The sequence below is a fragment of the Micromonospora nigra genome, assembly GCF_900091585.1.
Lineage (GTDB): Bacteria > Actinomycetota > Actinomycetes > Mycobacteriales > Micromonosporaceae > Micromonospora > Micromonospora nigra.
Genome location: NZ_FMHT01000003.1, coordinates 1,717,629 through 1,740,018, shown reverse-complemented (window position 1 = coordinate 1,740,018; position 22,390 = coordinate 1,717,629). Strand labels below are relative to the sequence as shown.

General features: G+C 73.0%; 26 protein-coding genes. 18 read left to right on the top strand and 8 right to left on the bottom strand.

The features are described 5' to 3' along the window. Positions 1–4 precede the first annotated feature (4 nt). From GA0070616_RS07200 to GA0070616_RS07190, 3 genes are all read left to right on the top strand, one after another. On the top strand, positions 5–919 hold the full coding sequence (locus GA0070616_RS07200) for a MurR/RpiR family transcriptional regulator (protein WP_091078273.1): 915 nt from the start codon (positions 5–7) through the stop codon (positions 917–919). After that, complete coding sequence (gene murQ, locus GA0070616_RS07195; RefSeq protein WP_091078269.1) at positions 916–1,866, top strand: N-acetylmuramic acid 6-phosphate etherase; 951 nt, start codon at positions 916–918, stop codon at positions 1,864–1,866. Before GA0070616_RS07200 ends, murQ begins: the two co-directional genes overlap by 4 nt. A gap of 497 nt (positions 1,867–2,363) precedes the next feature. After that, on the top strand, positions 2,364–3,353 hold the full coding sequence (locus GA0070616_RS07190) for a sigma-70 family RNA polymerase sigma factor (protein WP_175440247.1): 990 nt from the start codon (positions 2,364–2,366) through the stop codon (positions 3,351–3,353). Between the two features lie 69 nt (positions 3,354–3,422). On the opposite strand, the gene GA0070616_RS07185 is transcribed toward GA0070616_RS07190, so the two are convergent. Beyond that, entirely contained in the window at positions 3,423–4,394 is a 972-nt protein-coding gene (locus GA0070616_RS07185; RefSeq protein ID WP_091078263.1) for a C40 family peptidase, read from the bottom strand. Positions 4,395–4,953: 559 nt separating this feature from the next. Between GA0070616_RS07185 and GA0070616_RS07180 the strand changes: the two genes are divergently transcribed. Beyond that, complete coding sequence (locus GA0070616_RS07180; RefSeq protein ID WP_091078259.1) at positions 4,954–5,451, top strand: DUF6232 family protein; 498 nt, start codon at positions 4,954–4,956, stop codon at positions 5,449–5,451. A 72-nt stretch (positions 5,452–5,523) separates the two neighbouring features. Here GA0070616_RS07180 and GA0070616_RS07175 read toward each other — a convergent pair whose 3' ends face one another. Beyond that, positions 5,524–5,859: a DUF3817 domain-containing protein gene (locus GA0070616_RS07175; protein WP_091078256.1), complete on the bottom strand. Its 336-nt coding sequence runs from the start codon at positions 5,857–5,859 to the stop codon at positions 5,524–5,526. Positions 5,860–5,884: 25 nt separating this feature from the next. Then, positions 5,885–6,385 carry a hypothetical protein gene (locus GA0070616_RS07170; RefSeq protein ID WP_091078251.1) on the bottom strand — a complete coding sequence of 167 codons (501 nt, stop codon included), beginning with the start codon at positions 6,383–6,385 and terminating at the stop codon, positions 5,885–5,887. Positions 6,386–6,517: 132 nt separating this feature from the next. Here GA0070616_RS07170 and GA0070616_RS07165 point away from each other — a divergent pair, with 132 nt between their 5' ends. The 3 genes from GA0070616_RS07165 to GA0070616_RS07155 are packed head-to-tail and all read left to right on the top strand — an operon-like array spanning position 6,518 to position 7,738. Beyond that, on the top strand, positions 6,518–6,829 hold the full coding sequence (locus GA0070616_RS07165; RefSeq protein WP_091078248.1) for a DUF6158 family protein: 312 nt from the start codon (positions 6,518–6,520) through the stop codon (positions 6,827–6,829). Then, entirely contained in the window at positions 6,829–7,149 is a 321-nt protein-coding gene (locus GA0070616_RS07160; protein ID WP_091078244.1) for an SRPBCC family protein, read from the top strand. Before GA0070616_RS07165 ends, GA0070616_RS07160 begins: the two co-directional genes overlap by 1 nt. Before the next feature lie 58 nt (positions 7,150–7,207). Continuing rightward, the gene (locus GA0070616_RS07155) at positions 7,208–7,738 is read left to right on the top strand and encodes a DUF1360 domain-containing protein (RefSeq protein ID WP_091078240.1); all 531 of its coding nucleotides are present in this window, start codon (positions 7,208–7,210) and stop codon (positions 7,736–7,738) included. Between the two features lie 60 nt (positions 7,739–7,798). Here GA0070616_RS07155 and GA0070616_RS07150 read toward each other — a convergent pair whose 3' ends face one another. From GA0070616_RS07150 to GA0070616_RS07140, 3 genes are all read right to left on the bottom strand, one after another. Further along, positions 7,799–7,996, bottom strand: a complete 198-nt coding sequence (locus tag GA0070616_RS07150) for a hypothetical protein (protein ID WP_091078236.1) — start codon at positions 7,994–7,996, stop codon at positions 7,799–7,801. A 79-nt stretch (positions 7,997–8,075) separates the two neighbouring features. After that, complete coding sequence (locus GA0070616_RS07145; RefSeq protein WP_175440246.1) at positions 8,076–8,306, bottom strand: hypothetical protein; 231 nt, start codon at positions 8,304–8,306, stop codon at positions 8,076–8,078. Positions 8,307–8,523: 217 nt separating this feature from the next. Then, entirely contained in the window at positions 8,524–9,618 is a 1,095-nt protein-coding gene (locus GA0070616_RS07140; RefSeq protein ID WP_091078233.1) for a 3-deoxy-7-phosphoheptulonate synthase, read from the bottom strand. A gap of 304 nt (positions 9,619–9,922) precedes the next feature. Between GA0070616_RS07140 and GA0070616_RS07135 the strand changes: the two genes are divergently transcribed. Together GA0070616_RS07135 and GA0070616_RS07130 are read left to right on the top strand one after the other, a co-directional pair. Beyond that, the gene (locus tag GA0070616_RS07135; protein ID WP_091078229.1) at positions 9,923–11,077 is read left to right on the top strand and encodes an alkaline phosphatase PhoX; all 1,155 of its coding nucleotides are present in this window, start codon (positions 9,923–9,925) and stop codon (positions 11,075–11,077) included. A 38-nt stretch (positions 11,078–11,115) separates the two neighbouring features. After that, positions 11,116–11,331, top strand: coding sequence for a hypothetical protein (locus GA0070616_RS07130; RefSeq protein ID WP_091078226.1), 216 nt, complete (start codon positions 11,116–11,118; stop codon positions 11,329–11,331). Here GA0070616_RS07130 and GA0070616_RS07125 read toward each other — a convergent pair. Next, positions 11,298–12,044: a phosphodiesterase gene (locus GA0070616_RS07125; RefSeq protein ID WP_139128861.1), complete on the bottom strand. Its 747-nt coding sequence runs from the start codon at positions 12,042–12,044 to the stop codon at positions 11,298–11,300. The genes GA0070616_RS07130 and GA0070616_RS07125 overlap by 34 nt on opposite strands. 92 nt (positions 12,045–12,136) lie before the next feature. Here GA0070616_RS07125 and GA0070616_RS07120 point away from each other — a divergent pair, with 92 nt between their 5' ends. From GA0070616_RS07120 to GA0070616_RS07080, 9 genes are all read left to right on the top strand, one after another. Next, positions 12,137–13,432 carry a M16 family metallopeptidase gene (locus GA0070616_RS07120; protein ID WP_091078222.1) on the top strand — a complete coding sequence of 432 codons (1,296 nt, stop codon included), beginning with the start codon at positions 12,137–12,139 and terminating at the stop codon, positions 13,430–13,432. Then, the gene (locus GA0070616_RS07115) at positions 13,429–14,775 is read left to right on the top strand and encodes a M16 family metallopeptidase (protein ID WP_091078219.1); all 1,347 of its coding nucleotides are present in this window, start codon (positions 13,429–13,431) and stop codon (positions 14,773–14,775) included. The genes GA0070616_RS07120 and GA0070616_RS07115 overlap by 4 nt, the downstream gene beginning before the upstream one ends. Before the next feature lie 73 nt (positions 14,776–14,848). Then, positions 14,849–15,874, top strand: a complete 1,026-nt coding sequence (locus GA0070616_RS07110; RefSeq protein WP_091078215.1) for an aspartate-semialdehyde dehydrogenase — start codon at positions 14,849–14,851, stop codon at positions 15,872–15,874. A gap of 137 nt (positions 15,875–16,011) precedes the next feature. Further along, on the top strand, positions 16,012–16,428 hold the full coding sequence (locus GA0070616_RS07105; protein ID WP_091078212.1) for a CBS domain-containing protein: 417 nt from the start codon (positions 16,012–16,014) through the stop codon (positions 16,426–16,428). A 160-nt stretch (positions 16,429–16,588) separates the two neighbouring features. Further along, entirely contained in the window at positions 16,589–16,960 is a 372-nt protein-coding gene (locus GA0070616_RS07100; RefSeq protein ID WP_091078209.1) for an SCP2 sterol-binding domain-containing protein, read from the top strand. Next, positions 16,960–19,020 (top strand): amylo-alpha-1,6-glucosidase, encoded by a 2,061-nt coding sequence (locus GA0070616_RS07095; RefSeq protein ID WP_091078205.1) that lies wholly within the window; start codon positions 16,960–16,962, stop codon positions 19,018–19,020. Before GA0070616_RS07100 ends, GA0070616_RS07095 begins: the two co-directional genes overlap by 1 nt. 95 nt (positions 19,021–19,115) lie before the next feature. After that, on the top strand, positions 19,116–19,874 hold the full coding sequence (locus GA0070616_RS07090) for a lysophospholipid acyltransferase family protein (RefSeq protein WP_091078201.1): 759 nt from the start codon (positions 19,116–19,118) through the stop codon (positions 19,872–19,874). A gap of 207 nt (positions 19,875–20,081) precedes the next feature. Further along, on the top strand, positions 20,082–20,735 hold the full coding sequence (locus GA0070616_RS07085; protein ID WP_091078198.1) for an isochorismatase family protein: 654 nt from the start codon (positions 20,082–20,084) through the stop codon (positions 20,733–20,735). Positions 20,736–20,741: 6 nt separating this feature from the next. Continuing rightward, a complete protein-coding gene (locus tag GA0070616_RS07080) occupies positions 20,742–21,722 on the top strand; it encodes a GlxA family transcriptional regulator (RefSeq protein WP_091078195.1) in 981 nt (326 codons plus the stop codon). Here GA0070616_RS07080 and GA0070616_RS07075 read toward each other — a convergent pair. Beyond that, positions 21,604–22,323, bottom strand: coding sequence for a hypothetical protein (locus GA0070616_RS07075; RefSeq protein ID WP_139129010.1), 720 nt, complete (start codon positions 22,321–22,323; stop codon positions 21,604–21,606). The genes GA0070616_RS07080 and GA0070616_RS07075 overlap by 119 nt on opposite strands. Positions 22,324–22,390 lie beyond the last annotated feature (67 nt).

The window sequence follows — 22,390 nt, the reverse complement described above, 5'->3', positions numbered from 1 at the left end:
ATGCGTGACGAAGAGTCCGAAGATTTCCGCGAGTCACGAGCCGGGTGGGCTGATCGTCCACATCAGCGGGCTGCTGCCGTCGCTCTCCCCGGCAGAGCAGCGCGTCGCCCGGCTGGTGGTCGCGGACCCGGCGGACGCGGCGCGCCGGACCATCACCGACCTCGCCACCGCCGCCGACACCTCCGAGGCGACCGTCATCCGGTTCTGCCGCTCCGTGGGCATGGACGGCTACCCGCAACTGCGGATCCGGCTCGCCGCCGAGGCGGCCCGCCGGATCGAGCCGCCCGACGCCCGCGTCGTCGGCGGGGACATCCCGCCCGGGGCCGACCTCGCGCAGATCATCGCGACCATCGCCTTCAACGACGCCCGCGCGGTCGAGGAGACCGCCGAGCAGCTCGACCCGGCCGTCTGTGAGGAGGTCGTCGAGGCCATCGCCGGGGCGGGCCGGATCGACATCTACGGCGCGGGTGCGAGCGGTTTCGTCGCCTCCGACTTCCAGCAGAAGCTGCACCGCATCGGCCGTACGGCCTTCTACTTCCCGGACGTGCACACCGCCCTGACCTCGGCCGCCCTGCTCGGTCGGGGTGACGTGGCGGTGGGCATCTCGCACACCGGCACCACCTCCGACGTGGTGGAGGTGCTGGAGCAGGCGCAGGCGCGCGGTGCCGCCACCGTGGCGCTGACCAACTTCCCCCGGTCGCCGATCACCGAGGTGGCCGACTTCGTGCTCACCACCGCGGCCCGGGAGACCACCTACCGTTCCGGCGCGATGGCCAGCCGTCTGGCGCAGTTGACCGTCGTCGACTGCCTCTTCGTGGGGGTGGCGGCGCGCAACCGGGCCCGGGCCCGCAAGGCGCTGGAGGCCACCGCCGAGGCCGTTCGGTCGCATCGGGTGGGCTCGGGGCGGAGGCGGTCGTGACCGCCGGCGCCCTGGAGCCGCGCGAGGTCGCCGCGCCGATCCGCCCGGTGGTGCGGGTGTACGCCCCCACCGAACAGCGCAACCCGCACAGCGTCGACCTCGACCTCATGTCCACCCGCGACGTGCTCGCCGTCATCAACGAGGCGGACCGGCGGGCCCCGGCGGCGGTGGCCGCCGTTCTCGACGAGATCAGCGAGGCGGTGGACCTGGCGGTGGCGGCCCTGCGCGGCGGCCAGCGGGTGCACTACTTCGGTGCGGGCACGTCCGGCCGGCTCGGCGTGCTCGACGCGGTGGAGCTGACCCCCACGTTCAACTCTCCGCGGGACTGGTTCTGCGCCCACCTCGCCGGGGGCCGGGACGCCATGTGGCAGGCGGTGGAGGACGCCGAGGACGACGAGCGGGTCGGCGCGGCCGAGTCGGCCGACTGCGTCCAGGCGGGGGACCTGGTGGTCGGCCTGGCGGCCAGCGGGCGCACCCCGTACGTGCTCGGGGCGCTCGCCGCGGCACGGGCCAAGGGCGCCTCGACGGTGCTGGTGTGCGCGGACCCGCACGCGAAGGCCGCGGACGCCGTGGACGTGTTCATCGGGGTCGACACCGGGCCGGAGGTGGTCACCGGATCGACACGGATGAAGGCGGGCACCGCGCAGAAGCTGGTGCTGAACGCCTTCTCCACGGCCGTGATGGTGCGCCTCGGCCGGGTCTACTCGAACCTCATGGTCGACGTGGTGGCGACGAACGCGAAGCTCCGCGGGCGGACGATCTCGATCCTGGTCGAGGCGACGGGGTGTGCCGAGGAGGTGTCCCGACGCGTCCTCGACGAGGCCGGCGGCAACCTGAAGACCGCCCTGGTCTCGCTGGTCTCCGGGGCGGGGATCCCGGCCGCGCGGGCCGCGCTCGCCCGCTGCGGGGACCAGGTCCGCGGCGCGCTCGCCCTGCTCGCCTCCTGAGCCCCGCCGCCTCCGGAGCCCCGCCGCCTCCGGAGCCCCGCCGCCTCCGGAGCCCGGCGGGACGGTTCCCGGCACACCGTCGGGTGGATCGGGCATACGGCGGGGGTTGAGGTTGTTCCTCCAGGGGCCGGGGTAATAACACCGGCGTGGATGAACCGAGCGGTCCATCGAGCCGTTATCAGCAGTGAGACCCGTCGTCAGCGGTGACCAGGATCGCAGCATGGTGGTGATCCGGGTCGCTGTGCCCGCTGACCGGCAGCGTTGCCGTGGATCGGGTGGCCGGCGTCGCGGGAGCCACCGACCTCACGGGGTGCCTGTCAGGTTCGTCGCCGACGGGATGCTGACAGCAAACATGGACCGTGCTCTCAGCGGATTATCAGGCATTCGTGACACTTTCGACTCACGACATGGAATCCCCGGCGCGTCTCATCTGTTGTGTAGATGTCAGCACCGGATGACAGGGCGCAAGTTGCGGGGGAGGGCTGATGGACGTGGGGATGGCAAGGAACCGGGCAACCGGCGCGAGCGAGGGGACCGTGGGCACCGTGGACAAGAACATCGGCATGCGAACCGACGAGGTCGCCGAGGAGCGCGACCTGGTCGGAGTCTACCTTCACGAGATCTCCCGGACGCCACTGCTGGACGCCGCCACCGAGGTCGATCTCTCGAAGGCGATCGAGGCCGGCCTCTACGCCGAGCACCTGCTCGACTCCGACCGCGTTCCCGCCGGTGTCGGCCGGGACGAGCTGGAGCGGCTGGTCGCCGACGGCGAGCGGGCCAAGGATCTGTTCATCCGGGCGAACCTGCGACTGGTCGTGTCGATCGCCCGGCGTTACGTGCGGTCGGGAATGCCCATGCTGGATCTGATCCAGGAGGGCAACACCGGCCTGGTCCGGGCGGTCGAGAAGTTCGACTACGAGCGGGGCTTCAAGTTCTCCACCTACGCCACCTGGTGGATCCGTCAGGCCATCAGCCGGGCGATCGCCCAGCAGGAACGCACCGTGCGGCTGCCGGTGCACCTGGTGGAGGACGTCAACCGGATGCGCAACGTGGCCCGTCAGCTCACCCGTGAGCTGGGCGGCGACCCGGAGCCGGAGCAGATCGCGGCGTCGCTCGGGGTCACCGTGGAACGGGTCAACGAGCTGGTCCGCTGGTCGCAGGACACGGTGTCACTGGACACCCCGGTCGGCGACGACGGCGACACCAAACTCGGTGACCTGGTCGCCGACAGTGACGCCCCGTCGCCGGAGGAGATCGTCCTCACCGGCCTGGAGCGGCAGCGCATCGAGGGCCTGCTCAACCACCTCGACGACCGGTCCGCAGGGATCATGCGGGCCCGGTACGGCCTGGAGGACGGGCGGGAGCACTCGCTCACCGAGGTCGCCTCGCGGTTCTCGCTGTCCCGCGAGCGGATCCGGCAGCTGGAGATCCAGGCGCTGGGCCGGCTCCGCGAGCTGGCCCGAGCCGAGGGGCTCCAGGCGGCCTGACCGGCAGGAGCCGACATCACCGACGGCCGGCGTTCCCACGGGAACGCCGGCCGTCGCCGTGCCGGTGCCTCAGCGCACCCGGCCGTAGCCCAGGATGGGCATCAGGTTCATGCCCCGCTTGAGCACGTTGCGCCCCGCGCTGGGCGCGTCGATCACCTGCCCGCCGCCGACGTACAGCGCGACGTGGCCGAGCCCTCGGTAGAAGACCAGGTCACCCGGGCGCAGCTCGTCCCGGCCGATGTGGGCCACCGCGCTCCACTGCATCCGGGTGTTGTGCGGCAGCGACCTGCCCGCCGCCCGCCAGGCGGCCGAGGTCAGCCCGGAGCAGTCGTAGCCGTTCGGGCCGGCGGAGCCCCAGGAGTACGGCTTGCCCAGCGCCCCGTACGCGTACCGCACGGCCACGCCGGCCTGGCCCGACACGGCGGGCGCGTCGGCGGCGCTGTCCGGGCGTGCCGCCGGCTGCTCCGTGGCCCGGCCGTACGCCTGCCGGCGCATCTCGTACAGCGACGACAGGTCCCGTTCGATGCGGGTACGGGCAGTCTTCAGCTCGCGGGACTGCGCGGCCTGTCGGTTGAGCGTCACGTCGAGCCGGGTCTTCTCGTCGAGCAGCCGACGCTGGTCGGCGGTGTAGGTGGCGATGCGTGCCTGCCGCTGCCGGGTCAGCTGGTCGAGGGCGCTGAGGCGGTCCAGCACCGAGGTCGGGTCCCCGGCGCGCAGCAGCGCGTCCGCGCCGGCCAGGCTGCCGGTCTTGTACGCGGCGACCGCGAGCTGCCCCACGTCGGCCCGGCTGCGTTCGGTCTGCTGTTCCAACGGGCCGATGCGCTCCCGCAGTCGGTCGACGGCGGCCCGGTTGGCCTTCATCTTCTCGGCCAAGCCGTTGTACGCCTCCACCACCCGCTCCAACTCGGCGGAGGACTTCTCGATCCGCCGGGTCAGCTCGGTGGGGGTCGGCTCGGCCCGGGCCACCGTGGCCGGCGCGATCAGCGCGACCGACAGGAGGGCGACCGTCAGGGCCCGCAACGTGTTCCTGAGTGACGACAAGAGCGGGAAAGCTCCTCTCACCGGCCGTCGCGGGTTGCCGGGGTCCGCGGCGGCGCCGGACCGGTGCCGTCCGGGTGGACGGCGGTGGACCGGGCCCGACCGGCCCAACCTAGTACGTGACGGGTGTGGCCCGCAGGGGAAGCCGGGACGACTGGTGGCCGTGTGACGGCCTGGCCGAGCATCCTCCGTTGCCGACGGGCGGGTTCGGCACGGGCGCGGGGCGGGGTTCTGCACGGGCGCCGGCAGGCGTGTTCGGGCCTTTAGCGAGATAAGAGCGATTCGTCGTTGTAGACGCATGACGTTGCCCCCGGAGTGGTTATGCCCGACAAGACGGACTTGGAGGGCTGATCCCGGCGTGGGTGACTCGGCCAACGGCCCGGCCGGTGGACAAACCGGGCTCCGGCGTTGGCGGGCAGGTCACAGAATGGGTCGCACAGCCGGGAATCCCGTCGACCGGCGTGGGATGCGCGAGGCGGCGGGGGCCGTCCGGCTGGGCCAGCCGTGGAGGAACACCGTGCATCGTGAGCGCGCAACGACGCGTCCGCCGCGATCACCGAAGGTGACCGCCGGTGGAGGAACCAGAGAAACCACCAACCTGCTCTACGCCCGACCCGGGATCGTCGTGACCACCGAACAGTTCAGCGTCGGCGGCGGCACCTGGCGCGTGGCCGACCTGACCCACCTGCACACCACCCGCGGGCCGCACGACCGGGTCGCGGTGCGGGCGACCGTCGTCAGCGCCGCAGTGGTCGCCGGGGTCGGTGTGCTGCTCGGCTTCAGCGGTGGGCTGCAACGGCTCACCGCCGGCGCGTACCTGCTGCTCGGCGCGGTCTTCCTGCTGCCGGTGCTGCTCGCAGTCGCCGGCGACCGCTGGCGCCCCCCTCCCCACGAGCTGTGGGGCCGGTGCCGGGGTGCCGAGATCCTGCTGTTCAGCAGCGACGACGAGCGCCAGTTCGGCCAGGTCAGCCGGGCAGTGCGTCGGGCCCGCGAGATGAACGCCGGCGGCGGCTGGGCTGACCCGCTTGCCGCATTCGGCCCGTGGCGGCCGAACCGCTGACCCGGCGGTGGTGGCGGTCCCCGTGCACAGCCGGTGGTGGCGTCCCCGCGCGCAGCCGGTGGTGGTGGCGGTTCAGCCCGCCACCGGCTCCGGGGCGCGCTGCCCGGCGGCCTCCTGCGCGGTGACCCACGAGCTGACCCGCCGTTCGGCCCAGAACGAGACGAAGGGCACCGTGCCGGCGAGCATCACCAGGATCATCCGCTTCAGCGGCCAGTCCGCCCGGCGGGACAGGTCGAAGGCCGCGACCAGGTAGACCATGTAGAGAAAGCCGTGGACCTGGCCCACGGTCTCCACCACCACCGGGTTGTCGAACCCGTACTTCAGGGGCATGCCGATCACCACCAGCAGGATCAGCACCACACCGACGACCCAGGCGATCCACCGGTAGCGGGTGAGGGCAGCGCGCACCGTCGTCCGTCCTTCCGAACCCGGCTCAGCCGGGATAGTCACCGGGCTTCGCGCCCGGATTGGCGTTCAACCATGACAGGTAGCGGTTGTAGGCGGCCAGGTCGGCGTCGTCCTCCGCCGCGTCGGACCTGGCCCGCGTGACGCGTACCGGCCGGCGTACCCCCGGCCGCGTCGCGGTGGCACCCCCGGGCCGCGTCGCAGTGGCCGCGCCGGCATCCGCCGGTCGGGGTGCGGTGGCGGCGTCGGCGGGTGCCGTGGCGGCGACGGGCGACGGGTCTGTGGCGGCGGACGGTGCCACCCCGGCCGGGTCGGCCTGCGCGTCGCGCAGCGCGTGCCGCACCTCGCGCCACCAGACGAACACCACGAAACCCGCGAAGATCGGCCACTCGACCGCGTATCCCCAGCTGATGGCGTTGCCCCCGGCGGCCCGGCTGAGCTGCCACCAGCCCAGTGCGAGGAAGCCCGTGACCAGCACGACCATGGCCACGTGACGTGCGATCCACGCCGGGGTCCAGAGCCGCCTCATGGCATCGAGGGTACCGGGACGCCCCGCCCTCTCCGACGCGGTGTCGTAGTCGGCCCGTCCGCCCGGGGGTTTGGTGCTCGCGGGGCTGGGCATCCGTACAGCTGCCAACCCAACACGGACAGGGGGGCGACGATGACCGGATCTCGACAGCAGGACGAGTTCAGCCCGGAGCAGCGGGCCGCCGAGTGGGGCGACGACCGGGCGCCCGACCCGGGCAGGGGCGCGGACCTCGACGGCGACCTCGGCGTCGACCCGGCCGAGCTGGCCGACGAGGATCTCATCCGCGAGATGCACAGCCTGCACCGCACCCGGCTGGACACCCTGCGGCACGCGGCCGACTCGGCGCTGGCCAACCACCTGCGCCGTACCGCCGAGTTGGAGACCGAGTACCTGGCCCGGCACCCCGGTCGAGAAGTCGACCCCAACCGGCTGCGGAGCGCGTGATGGCCTCCGCGGAGCGGGGCCTGTCGGCGCCCCCCGAGGTCGTCTTCAACACCGCCACCGATCCGGCCCGCGCGTCGGCGTGGCTGCCCGGACCCCTGCGCGGCGACGGCAGCCCGGCCGAGGAGTTCGACGCGGAGGAGCTGCGGGCCCGCTGGCGTGGGGCCGGCGAATGGTCCGGCGAGCTCAGGGTCGACCCGGCGGATTCGGGCGGGGCCCGCGTGCGGCTCGAACTCGACGGCGGGCCGGACGTCGAACGGATGGCCGACGAGGCGCTGACCGGCCTCGCCCGTGTGGTGGCCGACAACCTCCAGGCCGGCTGACCACCGACGCCACCGCTCCCCGCGACCGTGGGGCGCGCCGAGACCGTGAGGAGACCGGGTGAGCGACCTGAAGCAGAAGGTGGCGAGGCTGCGCCAGGCCTACGCGCCGCACGAACACCGGCCGCTCGGCGGCTACCTGGCGGCGATGGGCACCTACGCGGGCGTGACCGCCGCCATCGCCGGGCTGGTCCGGGTGACCGGCCGTCCCGTGCCGGAGCGACCGGCACCCGCAGACGTGGTGCTGCTCGCCGTCGCCACCCACAAGCTGAGCCGGCTGCTGTCCAAGGACGCGGTGACCAGCCCGCTGCGGGCCCCGTTCACCCGCTACGACCGGCCCATCGGCAGTGGCGAGGTGATGGAGCAGGTACGCGACTCCGGCAGCTCCGCCCGGCACGCCATCGGTGAACTGCTGAGCTGCCCGTTCTGCCTCGCGGTCTGGGTGGCCACCGGGCTCACCGGCGGGCTGGTGCTGGTTCCCCGGCTCACCCGGCTGGTCGCCACCGCGCTGACGGCGGTGGCCGCCTCGGACTTCCTCCAGATGGCCTACGCGGTGGCGCAGCAGGCCGCCGAGGGCGACGACGAGGACTGACGGCGTGGGACGACCGTGCACCCGCCCGTCGGGACCAGGTCCGCGACGGGCGGGTGGGGGTCAGCGCTCCATGCCGGCCCAGCCGTGCGGTGACTCGGGCTCGCGCTCGTCGGCGTCCGCGCCGGTGACGATGTCCCGGTCGACGGCGGTGCGGTCGTGTTCGTTGGCGAAGTCCGGCTCGGGCAGCGTGTCGGTGCCCTCCGGTGGCTGGCCGAGCGCCTGCAGGTCCTCGTGGTCGTGTTCGTCGCGTCGGGGCATCTCGCGCTCCTGTTCCTCGTCGCCGCCGTGGGGGCGGCCCGGGCGGTCCGGGACTCGGTGGGCGTACGCGGCCGGGCGGTCAGGGCTGGGCGCCGCCCAGCAGGTCGGTCACCTCGTCGACGGAGTACTCGCCCTGCGGCAGCGCGGACAGTCGGGAGAGCAGCTGGGAGGGCAGCTCCGCGGCCACCGCGCGGCGGTAGATGTCCGCCTGGCTGATCCGCTCCTGGCCGTGGTAGAGGTCGTCGAGCAACTCGTCGAGGGGCCGGGTGTCCAGGTCCTCGTCCGGTAGGTCGTCCTCCGCCACCCAGATCTCCGCGGTGGGCAGGTCGGACGGGTCGACGGCGGGCGCGTCCGGTTCGGCGGCCGCTCCGACGGTGGTGTCTCGCACGGGTGCGTCGTCGCTCACATGGCTCAGCTACCCGCGACCGAATCGGTCAAACCCGGCATCGTCGCGCGATCCGTCCCGGGGGCGCCCCATTCCGGGTTGTGCCGCCCCGGGCGTACCCCGGGGGCGGCACTGTCCGGGTTCAGGCGGGGACGGGGTGGGTGGCGCGGCGGGTGCGGACCGCCTGGGCCAGGTGGGAGAGGACCTCGTCGGTGGTGTCCCAGCCGATGCAGGCGTCCGTGATCGACCGGCCGTACGTCAGCTCCCGGGTCGGGTCCAGCTCCTGCCGGCCGGCGAGCAGGAAGCTCTCCAGCATGATGCCCGTGATGCCGCGCTGGCCGCCGGCGATCTGGCTGGCCACGTCGGCGGCCACCAACGGCTGGTTGCGGTGGTCCTTGCCGCTGTTGGCGTGGCTGGCGTCCACGACCAGCCGCTGCGGCAGCCCGGCCGCCCGCAGCAGGTCCAGCGCCCCCGCCACCGACGCGGCGTCGTAGTTCGGCCGACCGCCGCCCCCGCGCAGCACCAGGTGGCCGTCGGCGTTGCCGCGGGTGTGCAGGATCGCCGGCGTGCCGGAGTGGTCGATGCCCGGGAACACGTGCGGCACGCCCGCCGCCCGGATCGCGTCGACCGCCGTGGAGATGCTGCCGTCGGGACGGTTCTTCATGCCGATGGGCATGGACAGGCCGGAGGCGAGCTGCCGGTGCACCTGGCTCTCCACCGTACGGGCGCCGATCGCGCCCCACCCCACGGTGTCGGCGATGTACTGCGGGGTGATGGGGTCGAGGAACTCGCAGCCCACCGGCAGCCCCAGGCGCAGCACGTCGAGCAGCAGCGCGCGGGCCTTGCGCAGACCCGTGTTCACGTCGCCGGAGCCGTCGAGCCCCGGGTCGTTGATCAGGCCCTTCCAGCCCACCGTCGAGCGGGGCTTCTCGAAGTACACCCGCATGACCACGAGCAGGTCGTCGGCGAGCCGGTCGGCGGTGGCCCGCAGGCGGTGGGCGTACTCCAGCGCGGCGGCCGGGTCGTGCACCGAGCAGGGGCCGACCACCACCAGCAGGCGGTCGTCGGTGCGGTCCAGCACCCGGCTCACCGCGCGCCGACCGGCCAGTACGGCCGAGGCGAGGGTGGCGTCCAGGGGCAGCTCGTGGTGCAGCAGGGCAGGGGTGGTCAGCGGCACGACACGGTCGATCCGCTGATCGCTGACCCGGTCGGTCTCCGGGGTCGTCACGGTGGGCATCCTTCCGCCGACCGCCCCCGGTGCCGGTGCCCGGGTCGAGCCGGCTGCTCGTACGCGAAAGGGCAGGAGCGTGAAGCTCCTGCCCGGCCGGCTCGTGAACCTGGTGACGTCAGATCATGGTGAAGTCACCGGCTTGCGAGCCGGCTGCCTAAACCATCGATACGAACGCGTCACGCCGGTCAGCGTACCCGACCGGAGCGACATGGCCATCCCCTCGTCGGCAACACCTCGCTTCACGTTCATCTCCGTCGATAGAACGGTCGGTAGTTTCGGCGCCACCGCACGCCGTAATCGGAGGTTTTCGATGGACCGTCGTACCGTCCTGCGCGCCACCGTCGCCGGTGGGGCCGCAGCTTTCTCCGGCAGCCTCTGGGCCGGAGCCGCGCTGGCCGCGCCCGCCCAGCCCGGGGCCAGCCCCTACGGGCCGCTGCAACCCGCCGACGCCCGGGGCATCCAGTTGCCCGCCGGCTTCACCAGCCGGATCATCGCCCGCTCGCGGCAGGCCGTCTCCGGAACCTCGTACACCTGGCACGACGCCCCCGACGGCGGGGCCTGCTTCGCCGCGGGCACCGGCTGGATCTACGTCTCGAACTCCGAGATCTCCGGTACCGGCGGGGTCTCGGCGGTGCGGTTCAACGCCGACGGCAGCATCGCCTCGGCGTACCGGATCCTGTCGAACACCAACCGCAACTGCGCCGGCGGCGCCACCCCGTGGGGAACCTGGCTGTCCGGCGAGGAGGTCAGCCGGGGGTACGTCTACGAGACGTACCCGCAGGGCGGTAAGGCCGGGGTGCGGCGGGCGGCCATGGGGCGGTTCACCCACGAGGCGGCGGCCTGCGACCCGGTCCGTCGGGTGATCTACCTGACCGAGGACGAGTCGACCGGCTGCTTCTACCGCTTCCGGCCCACCACCTGGGGCGACCTGTCGGCCGGCACCCTGGAGGTGCTGGTCGCCGGTTCCGCCACCAGCGGCCCGGTGACCTGGGCCCGGGTGCCCGACCCCGACGGGTCGCCCACCTACACCCGCAACCAGGTCTCCGGCGCGAAGCGGTTCAACGGCGGCGAGGGCTGCTGGTACGCCGACGGCACCTGCTGGTTCACCACGAAGGGCGACAACCGGGTGTGGGCGTACGACGCGGTCAACCAGCGCATCGCCCTGGCGTACGACGACTCGCTGGTCTCCGGCAGCGCGCCGCTGACCGGGGTGGACAACATCACCGGCACGCCGGGCGGGGACCTGTACGTGGCCGAGGACGGCGGCAACATGGAGATCAACATCATCACCCCCGACGAGGTGGTCGCGCCGTTCCTGCGGATCACCGGCCAGTCGTCCTCGGAGATCTGCGGGCCGGCGTTCTCACCCGACGGCACCCGGTTCTACTTCTCCTCCCAGCGCGGCACCTCCGGCTCGTCCAGCGGCGGCATCACCTACGAGGTGCGCGGCCCGTTCCGCTCCTGACCGCGTGCGCGGACCGCGCGCGGGGTAAGGAACCGGACATGACTCACCAGCAGAGCGACCAGGACCGGGTGGAGTCCCGCGCCCACCTCCTGCCCGAGGAGGCGGCGGCCGGCAGCGACGACCCGCAGGCGCAGGCCGACGCGATCCTCGCCGACTCGGACCGGCGGGAGGCCGACCAGAACGCCGCCCCCGACACGGTCCTGGAACGGCGTACCTCCGATCAGACCGTGACCCCGATCGAGCCGCCCGACTGAGCGGTGGCCCCCCGCGCGCTGCGGGAGCCCCGGTAGGTGTGCTCCCGCAGCCAGGCCATCGGGCCCACCGCCCGTAACCCCCACGGCAGGTTCGCCACCGGGTCGAAGGCCAGCGCCGCGTCCTCCTGGGCGCTGAGCTGGTCGCCGAGGCTGACCTGCCCGAACAGCCGCCACGGCCCGACCGCGGACGCGACCCCGAGCACCAGCCGGGGCGCGTCCGCCCGGGTCGCGGCGGTCACCTCGGCCAGGCTGCGGCCCAGGTCGACCGACTCCGGGTCGGCCAGCGCGGCCAGCCACAGCCGCCGCCGGCCGGCCCGGTAGGACATGATCGTCGAGTACGTCCCGGCGAAGCGCCGCCGCGGCAGCGGCAGGTTCCGCAGCACCGGCGCCGCGCCGCTGGAGCTGACCAGCAGGTCGAACGGCGGGCCCTCGGGCCGGTGCAGCCGCACCGCCAGCCCGAGCACGTCCGGCCAGGCGCCGGGGGTGGGAACCCCCTTGGACAGCCGGACGGTCGCCCGGTAACGGCCCGGCTCGTCGAGCAGCGGCACCCCGGTGGGGGGCCCGGATGAGCCCCAGACCAGCACCTCCCCGGCGAAGGTCCGACCCGCCGGGTGCAGCAGACGGGCCCGGCGCACCCGGGCCAGGGCGGCGGCGGCCCGGGTGAGCGCGGCGGCGGCCCGGTCGGCGGGGGTGGGTGACAAGGGTGCGGGCATGCCCCTCCGTACCCGGTGGCCCGCGCTCGATACCGGCTCGCCGCGTGCCGTCTCGTTCCCTTCGTGACCCGGAGATCGGATAGCGTCGGGCCATGCCCGACAGCGGTTACCCCTGGCCCATCGAGACCACCCGACTGGACAACGGCCTGCGTGTGGTGGTGAGCGAGGACCGCACCGCACCGGCGGTCGCGGTCAACATCTGGTACGACGTCGGCTCCCGGCACGAGCCGGCCGGGCAGACGGGCTTCGCGCACCTGTTCGAGCACCTCATGTTCGAAGGTTCGGTGAACGTCGCCAAGACCGAGCACATGAAACTGGTGCAGGGGGCCGGTGGTTCGCTGAACGCGACCACCAACCCGGACCGCACCAACTACTTCGAGACCGTCCCCGCCGAGCATCTGGAACTGGCGCTGTGGCTGGAGGCCGACCGGATGGGTGGCCTCGTCCCCGCGCTGACCCAGGAGACGCTGGACAACCAGCGGGACGTGGTGAAGAACGAACGGCGGCAGCGCTACGAGAACGTCCCGTACGGCGACGCGTGGCTGCGGCTGCTGCCGCTGCTCTACCCACCCGGGCATCCCTACCACCACCCCACGATCGGGTCGATGGCCGACCTGAACGCCGCCGACCTGGCCACCTTCCAGGCGTTCCACGCGACGTACTACGCGCCGAACAACGCCGTGCTGACCGTCGTCGGGGACGCCGCCGCCGCCGACGTCTTCGCGCTGGCCGACAAGTACTTCGGCGCGATCCCGCCGCGCCCGGAGATCCCCGCCGCACCGGACGGGCGGACGGTGCCGGCCGCCGGGCAGCCGGCCGTGGAGCAGGTCGTCGCCGACGTGCCCGCGCCCCGGGCGTACGTCGCGCACCGCACCCACCCGTTCGGCGGCCCCGGGTACGACGTGGTGACCGTGCTGGCCACCGTCCTCGGCAGCGGTCGGGGCAGCCGCCTCTACCAGCGCCTCGCCGACGGGGAACGGATCGCCCAGCCGGATCTGGTCGGGGCGTACGGGGTGGACCTGGCGCACGCCCCCGCTCCGCTGATCGCCACCGCCACCGCCCGGCCCGGAGTCGACGCGGAGCGGCTCGCCGCCGGGCTGGCCGAGGTCGTCGACGAGCTGACCACCGTCGCGGTCACCGCCGCCGAGCTGGACCGGGCCAAGGCGCTGCTGAGTACCGCCTGGTGGCGGCAGATGTCCACCGTCGACGGTCGGGCGGACACCCTCGGCCGGTACGCCACCCAGTTCGGCGATCCGGCGGCTGCCGGCGAACGGCTGCCGGCCTGGCTGGCGGTGACGGCCGAGCAGATCGCCGAGGCGGCTGCCGAGGTGCTCGCGCCCGCCGACCGGGTGACTCTGACGTACCTCCCCGAAGGGAAAGACCAGTGAGCCTGATCGCCGAGCGTCCCGGGCCGGGTGCCGCCCGTCCCTACCGCTTCCCGCAGGTCGTCCGGCGGGACGTGGCCGGTGGGCGGGTCGTCGCCGCGCACCTGCCCGGACAGAACCTGGCCGTCGCGGTGCTGCTGCTCGACGGGGGTGCCGCCCGCGAGCCGGTCGGCCGGGAGGGGCTGGGGGCGGTGCTGGCCAAGGCGCTGGAGGAGGGCACCGCGCAACGCGACGCGACCGCCTACGCGCTGGCCATCGAGGCCCTCGGCACCGAGCTGGTGACCGGGCTGGACTGGGACTCCTTCCAGGTCAGCGTGCAGGTGCCGGTGGACCGGCTGACCGCCGCCGTGGAACTGCTAGCCGAGGCCGTGCGCACCCCCAGACTCGACCCGGACGACGTGCGGCGGGTTCGCGACGACGAGGCCACCGCGCTGCGGATGGACTGGGCGAACCCGGGCCCGCGCGCCGACGCGGTGCTGCGTGCCGACCTGTTCGGCGCGGAAACCCGCTGGGGTCGCCCGCTGTACGGCGATCCGGCGTCGGTGGCGGCGCTGGACGTGGAGGACGTGACGGTCTTCCACTCCGAGTGGTTCATCCGCCCCGGCACCCTGGTCGTCGCCGGTGACCTGGAGCGGCTGGACCTGGCCGCGCTGGGTCGTACGGCGTTCGCCGGCACCGGCGGCGGTGCGGTCGAGCGGGGTGGTCCCGTGGCGGTGCCCCCGCGCGCCGATCGGAAGATCATCCTGGTGGACCGGCCCGGCTCGGTGCAGTCCACGCTGCGCCTCGGCCACCCGGCACCGCACCGGGCCCACCCCGACCACGTGCCGATGACCCTCGCCGGCACCGTGCTCGGCGGGGCGTTCACCTCCCGACTCAACCACCTGATCCGGGAGGTGCGCGGCTACACCTACGGCATCCGCGGTGACTTCGCCTCGGCCCGGCGGTTCGGGCGCTTCGCGGTCACCTCGGGGGTGCAGACCGCCGTCACCGCACCGGCTCTGGTGGAGACGGTCGGCGAGATCACCCGTACCAAGGAGGTCGGGGTGACCGCCGACGAACTGGCGGTGGCCCGGTCCTGGCGGGCCGGCCAGCTCTCCGTCGAGTTGCAGAGCCCCCGGGCGATCGCCGCGGCGTTGACCACCCTGGTCGTGCACGACCTTCCCGACGACTACCACGCCCGGCTCCGTGAGCAGCTGCTCGCCGCCGACGTCGACGAGGTCTCCGCGGCGGCTGCCACCCACCTGCACCCGGAGACGCTGACTCTGGTGATCGAGGGTGACGCTGCGATGATCAGGGACGAACTCACCGCGACGGGTCTGGGTGAGGTGATCGACGCCACCCTGTGATCCGGGCTCCGACCGGCCCGGGCGGTGGGAAAGCGTTCCCCGCCCGGCCGGTCGCCTGGGTAGCCTCGCGGGCATGAGGATCGGCATTGTGGGAGCCACCGGCCAGGTCGGTGGCGTGATGCGGCAGGTGCTGGCGGAGCGCGAGTTCCCGACGGAGCAGGTGCGGTTGTTCGCGTCGGCCCGGTCGGTGGGCCGGAGCCTGCCGTGGCGCGACGGCGAGGTGACCGTCGAGGACGCGGCCACGGCCGACTACGCGGGGCTGGACATCGTGCTCTTCTCGGCGGGCAAGGGCACCGCGCGGGAACTCGCCCCGCGGGTCGCCGCCGCCGGCGCGGTCGTCATCGACAACTCCTCCGCCTTCCGGACGGACCCCGAGGTGCCGCTGGTCGTCGCCGAGGTCAACCCGCACGCCGTCGCCGTGCGCCCCCGGGGCATCATCGCCAACCCGAACTGCACCACCATGGCCGCGATGCCGGTGCTGCGCCCGCTGCACGAGGAGGCGGAGCTGGTCAGCCTGGTCGTCTCGACCTACCAGGCGGTCTCCGGGGCCGGGCTGGCCGGGGTCGCCGAGCTGGACGAGCAGGTCCGCAAGGTCGCCGGGGACGCCGCCGGTCTCGCCTTCGACGGTGCCGCCGTGGAGTTCCCCGCGCCGCGCTCCTTCGCCCGGCCGATCGCCTTCAACGTGCTCCCGCTCGCCGGGTCGATCGTCGACGACGGCTCCGAGGAGACCGACGAGGAGCAGAAGCTGCGCAACGAGAGCCGCAAGATCCTGGAGATCCCCGGCCTGCTGGTCTCCGGCACCTGCGTGCGGGTTCCCGTGTTCACCGGCCACTCGTTGCAGATCAACGCCCGCTTCGCCCGGCCGGTCACTCCGCAGCGCGCCCGCGAGCTGCTCGACGGGGCGCCGGGGGTGACGCTGTCGGACGTGCCCACCCCGCTTCAGGCCGCCGGCCAGGACCCGACCTACGTGGGGCGGATCCGCGCCGACGAGACCGTCGAGCACGGGCTGGCTCTGTTCTGCTCCAACGACAACCTGCGCAAGGGCGCCGCCCTCAACGCGGTGCAGATCGCCGAGCTGGTGGCCGCCGAGACCCGCTGACGACCGGGGACCGTCGGGCGGGCGGTGTCGGTTCCAGCCCGCTCGCGGGCGGTGTCGGTTCCAGCCCGCTCGCGGCGGTGTTACCTGCGTCGGGGCGGCGGGTAGACGGGCCGTGCCGACACCGAGAGGGGAGCACCATGACAACGGTCGGAGAGTTCATGACGACCCGGTTGGTGACCATGGACGGCAACAGCACGCTGATGGCGGCGGCCCAGGAGATGCGTGACTCCGCGATCGGCGACGTCGTGGTGACCGACGGCGACGCCGTGGTCGGTATCGTGACGGACCGGGACATCACGGTCCGAGCGGTCGCAGAGGACATGGACCCGAACAGCACCCGTCTGGACGCGATCACCAGCAGGGACATCATCACCGTCAGCCAGTACGACGACGCGGTCGCCGCCGCCGACCTGATGCGCACGTACGCCGTACGCCGGCTGCCGGTGGTCGACGACGGCAGGCTCGTGGGGTTGGTGTCGATGGGCGACCTGGCCGTCGAGCGGGAGCCGCAGTCGGTGCTCGCCGACATCAGCGCCAACGAACCCAACAACTGACCGACGCGTACCACGGACGCCGGTTCCCGGTTCGGGGGCCGGCGCCGCGCGTCTCCCCCTCCCGTGACTCACCCGATGCGGGCGAGGTTGACCCGGTCCCGACCGGGGACCCCGGTGTGGACCCGGGCACCGGGCTGGATCGACGGGGGGTAGGACGGCGATGCTGGACGCGACCACGCGGTTCTTCGAGGATCTCGACCGCCGGGGGTACGAGCCCCTGTTGGCGAAGTCCTCGGGGACGCTGCGCTTCGACCTGAACGACGGACCGCAGACCACGCACTGGCTGCTGCGCATCGACCGGGGGAACATGCGGGTCAGCCGGGAGGACCTGGAGGCCGACACGGTCGTGGGAACCAGCCCGGCCGTGTTCGACGACCTCGCGACCGGCCGGGAGCAGGGCCTCGCGGCCCTCCTGCGTGGCGACATGACGGTCAGCGGCGACGCCCGGCTGATGGTGCAGGTCGAGCGGATCTTCCCCGGCTCGCCGCACGCGCACGGGCCACGCCGGCGGTTCCCGAAGGGGGCACGCTGATGGCAGCGAGCGGCACGGTGCGGATCCTCGACGGCAGCACGTTCGTCGTCTCCCAGGACACCGGTGACATCGAGGCCACGCCGACCGAGCCGACGGGCATGTTCTCGCTGGACACCCGGTTCCTGTCGAAATGGGTGCTGACCGTCAACGGCGAGCGCCTCAACTCGCTGTCCTACGACGACCTCCAGTACTACGAGGCGCGGTTCTTCCTCGTGCCGGGCATGGCGACCCACTACGTCGACGCGAAACTGTCGATCATCCGGGAGCGGGCCGTCGGAGGCAGCTTCCGGGAGTCGATCGTCATCCTCAACCACGACGAGAAGCCGGTGGACCTGGAGATCCGGATGGACGCGGGGTCGGACTTCGCCGACCTGTTCCAGGTCAAGGACGAGATCCTCAACAAGAAGGGCGAGCTGTACGCCGAGGCGGAAGCGGACCGGCTGCGGCTGGGCTACCGGCGGGGCAACTTCCACCGGCAGACGGTGATCTCGTGCTCCCGTCCGGCGCGGTTCGACAGCAACGGCTTCGCCTACTCCGTCCACCTGGAGCCGAACGAGCAGTGGCACACCGAGATCGACGTGCAGAGCTTCGCGATCGGGCCGGGTGGCCGCGACCTGCGGATGGGACTGCGGGCGCACGGCACCGAACGGCTGGCCCTCCAGCACGACCTGGAGGAGTGGATCGCCAACGCGCCGAAGGTCAACAGCGAACACGACCGGATGGCGGCCACCTACCGGCGCAGCCTGATCGACCTGGCCGCGCTGCGCTTCTCCCCGCTGTCGCTCGGCGGGGCGACGCTGCCGGCGGCGGGCCTGCCCTGGTTCATGACGATGTTCGGTCGGGACAGCATTCTGACCTGTCTGCAGACCCTGCCGTTCACTCCACAGCTGTCCAGGACCACCCTGCGGATCCTGGCCGCGTTGCAGGGCACCCGGTTCGACGACTTCCGGGAGGAGGACCCGGGTCGGATCCTGCACGAGATGCGGTACGGCGAGACGGCCGCCTTCGAGGAACAGCCGCACTCGCCGTACTACGGGGCGGTGGACTCCACGCCGCTGTTCATCGTGCTGCTCGACGAGTACGAGCGGTGGAGCGGCGACGTCGAGTTGGTCAGGGAACTGGAGCCGGAGTGCCGCCGGGCGCTGCGGTGGATCGACGACCACGCCGACCTGGTCGGCAACGGCTACATCTGGTACGAGCGGCGCAACACCGACACCGGCCTGGAGAACCAGTGCTGGAAGGACTCCTGGGACTCCATCTCCTACCGGGACGGCACCCTGCCGCCGTTCCCCCGGGCCACCTGCGAGGTGCAGGGCTACGCGTACGACGCGAAGATCCGCGCCGCCCGGATGGCCCGGGAGTTCTGGGGCGACCCGGCGTACGCCGAGCAGTTGGAGCGGGAGGCGGTGGCCCTCAAGGAGCGGTTCAACCGGGACTGGTGGGTGGCCGACGGCGGGTACTACGCGCTCGCGCTCGACCCGGAGGGCCGCCAGTGCGACGTGCTCAGCTCCAACATCGGGCACCTGCTGTGGAGCGGCATCGTCACCGACGAGCGCGCCGAGCAGATCGCCCGACACCTGGTGGGACCCCGGCTGTTCTCCGGGTTCGGGGTGCGGACGCTGGCCGAGGGGGAGGTGCGGTACAACCCGATCGGCTACCACAACGGCACGGTCTGGCCCTTCGACACGTCGTTCTGCGCCTGGGGCCTGCGCAACTACGGCTTCGCCGAGGAGGCCGCGACCATCGCCAGCGGCATCCTCGACGCCGCCCGCTTCTTCGACGGCCGGCTGCCGGAGGCGTTCGGCGGATATCCGCGGGAGCAGACCAAGTTCCCCGTCGAGTACCCCACGGCGTGCAGTCCGCAGGCCTGGTCGACGGGCGCGCCACTGCTGCTGCTGCGGACCATGCTGGGCCTGGAGCCGCACGAGGGTCACCTGGCCGTGGAGCCGAAGCTGCCGATCGGGATGGGCCGGATCGAGGTGCTGGACATCCCGGGCCGCTGGGGTCGGGTGGACGCCTTCGCCCGGGGCCGCCTCGACCTGCACCGACTGGCGGACTGACGCCCCGGTGCCGGCCGCCGTCGGGTGGCCGGCACCCGGCAGATCCGGCCTCGCCCACCTACGGTGTCGTAACCTACGCGTTGTAAAGTTGGTGAATGCCGGAGTTCGTGTACCCGCCCGTTGTCGCCGCCGCCAAGACGATGTTCCGGGTCCTCGACCTGAAGATCACCGTGGAGGGGGCCCACCACGTGCCGCGCAGCGGCGGGGCGGTGATGGCCAGCAACCACGTCAGCTACCTCGACTTCATCTTCTGTGGGCTGGGCGCGCAGGACTCCAAACGTCTCGTGCGGTTCATGGCCAAGAAGTCGGTGTTCACGCACAAGGTGTCGGGTCCGCTGATGCGCGGCATGCGGCACATCCCCGTCGACCGGCGGGCCGGCGCCGGTTCCTACAGCGCCGCCGTGACGGCGCTGCGGGCCGGCGAGGTGGTGGGCGTCTTCCCCGAGGCGACGATCAGCCGGTCGTTCGTGGTCAAGGAGATCAAGAGCGGCGCGACGCGGATGGCCCGGGACGCCGACGTGCCGGTGCTGCCGGTGGCGCTGTGGGGCGGGCAACGGCTCTGGACCAAGGGCCGCCCCCGCACCCTGACCCGCCGGCACGTTCCGATCACCATCATCATCGGCGAGCCGATGCAGCCCGCCGACTACCCGGACACCAACGCCATGACGGCCGACCTGAAGGTCCGGCTGACCGAGCTGGTGGACCGGGCCCAGCGGAACTATCCCGACTCGCCGGCCGGCCCGGAGGACAGCTGGTGGCAGCCCAAGCACCTGGGCGGCACGGCCCCCACCCTGGAGGAGGCCGCCGAGCTGGAGGTCCGTCGCCGGGCCGCCGCCGCCGACCCCTGGGCCTGACCGTCCGCCGGTTCGCTGGCCGTGAGCCGTTGGCCGTTGGCCGTTGGCCGTTGGCCGTTGGCCGTTGGCCGTTGGCCGTTGGCCGTTGGCCGTTGGCCGTTGGCTGTGGGCCGTTGGCCGTTGGCCGTTGGCCGTTGGCCGGATCGTTCCGCAGCGGGACGTGATGGTGTCTGGGCCCCGGTGGCCGGCCCGGCCAGGATGGACACCATGAGCAGAGCGGCACTCGTCGTCATCGACGTCCAGGAATCCTTCCGCCAGCGGCCGATCTGGGCGTACGTCTCCCGACCCGACGTCGTCGACCGGGTCGGTCGGCTCGTCGCGCACGCCCGTGCCCGCGGCGACCTGGTGATCTGGGTCCTGCACGCCGAGCCGGGCAGTGGCGGCGTGTTCGACCCGGCCCTCGGCCACGTCCGGCTGATCGACGGGCTGCGGCCCGAGCCGGGGGAGCCGACGCTGGTCAAGACCGCGCACAACGCCTTCACCACCACGAACCTCCAGCAACTGCTCACCATGGCGGGTGTCCACGCGCTCACCGTCTGCGGCATCCGCACCGAGCAGTGCGTCGAGACCACCACCCGGCTCGGCTGCGACCTCGGCTACCAGATGACGTTCGTGACCGACGCGACGGCCACCTTTCCCACCCCGCACCGCGACCTGCCCGAGACCGCGACCCCGGAGGAGATCCTGGCCGATCCGCGCACCATGTCGACCGCAGAGATGACCGCCCGCACCGAGTACGCCCTGGCGGGCCGCTTCGCCGTCGTGCGCACCGTCGACGAGGTCACCGGGGATCCCGCGACCACCCCCGACCACCGCACGGCCGCGACCGCCGCCGCTCCCGCCGGCGATGTCGCGAGCTGACCGTCCGTGACCCGGGTCGTGTTCCTGCTGGTTCCGCAGCTGCACCTGCTGGACCTCGCCGGGCCGGCCCAGGTCTTCTCCACCGCCGCCGACCTCGGCCACGACTACCAACTGCACTACGTCGCCGACCGGGAGGTCGTGCCCACCGTGCAGGGCGTACCGCTGGTGGCCGTAACCCGGTGGCCCGACCTGACGCCGGACGACCTGGTGGTCGTACCCGGCTGGCGGCCCGGGGCGCACGGGCCGCAGGGGCCCCTCTCGCCGGCAGACCTGCGGCGGCTGGCCGCCCACCACGCGGCCGGCGGCACCGTCGCCAGCGTCTGCGCCGGGGCGTACGCCCTCGGCCGGGCCGGCCTGCTCGACGGACGTCGCTGCACCACCCACCACGAGGTGCAGGACGACCTGGCCCGCCGGTTCCCCAGAGCGAAGGTGGTTCGCGACGTGCTCTACGTGGTCGACGAGCGGGTCGTCACCTCGGCCGGCATCGCCAGCGGAATCGACGTGGCGCTGCATCTCACGGCCACCCGGCACGGCCCCGCGACGGCCGCCCGGATCGCCCGCGCGCTGGTCGTGCACACCCGACGCAACGGCGACGAGCAGCAGGCCAGCGCGATGCTGCGGCACCGCTCCCACCTGTCCGACGCCGTGCACCGGGCGCAGGACCTGATCGACGCCCGGTTCACCGAGCCGCTGCCCCTGGCCGAGCTGGCAGCCGCCGGCGGTGTCGCCGAACGCACCCTGACCCGGCTGTTCCGGCGGGCGACCGGGCTGACCCCGCTCGGCTACCAGCAGGCGCTGCGGGTGGAACGCGCCGAGCACCTCATCGGGCACGGCACCACCGTCGAAGCCGCCGCCCGCCGGGTCGGCTTCACCGATGCCCGGATGCTGCGTCGGCTGCGAGCCCGGTCGACGCCCGCGCCACCTGCCCCGGACGGTAGTAGTCGTCCCGGGAGTCGAACTCCACCGGCAGCGACCCGGGCAGGGTGATCCGGGCCGTGAGGGGCCCCGCACCGGCGCGGACGACCAGCACGTCCCGTTCCGGCGGGGACAGGTCGACCAGTTCCGGGTGCAGCAGCCGGAACGTGGCCACCGCCCGACGGACCTTTCGGGCCAGCTCGGCCAGCTGATCCGCCGGCCCGTCGAGGGCGAGCGCCGGCTGCTGGATGGTGCGCAGCGCGTCGCACACCACCAGCAGCCGCGTCGGGGCCTCCCTGCCAGCCGCCACCAGCTCCAGCCGCGACGGCCACTGCCAGCGGATCTGCCCACTGACCAGCCCGGCGAGCCGAACCCCGCGCCGGTGCCACACCGGAGTGTCCGGGCTGCCGACCAGCGACAGCGGGGAGCCCGTGCCGGCGTACGCGATCCGCCGGTCGGTCACCGTCACCTCGACGGGGGCGGGCAGCGCCCAGTGCCGCCACGCCTCGCTCGGACCCAGCAGGTAGCCCGCCGCGTGCAGCCGGCACCGGTCGAGCACCCGCTCGCCGGCCTCCGGGACCAGCTCGTACCGCCGGTCGAGCACCGGCGCGTCGTCATCCGGCGCGTCGAAGCGGTGCGGGGCGATGAAGAAAGGGGACGCGTCATCGTGCATCGTCACGGACCTCCGGTGCAGACGGCATCTGACGTCGAGCTTCGTCCGACGCCACGGTCAATGTCAT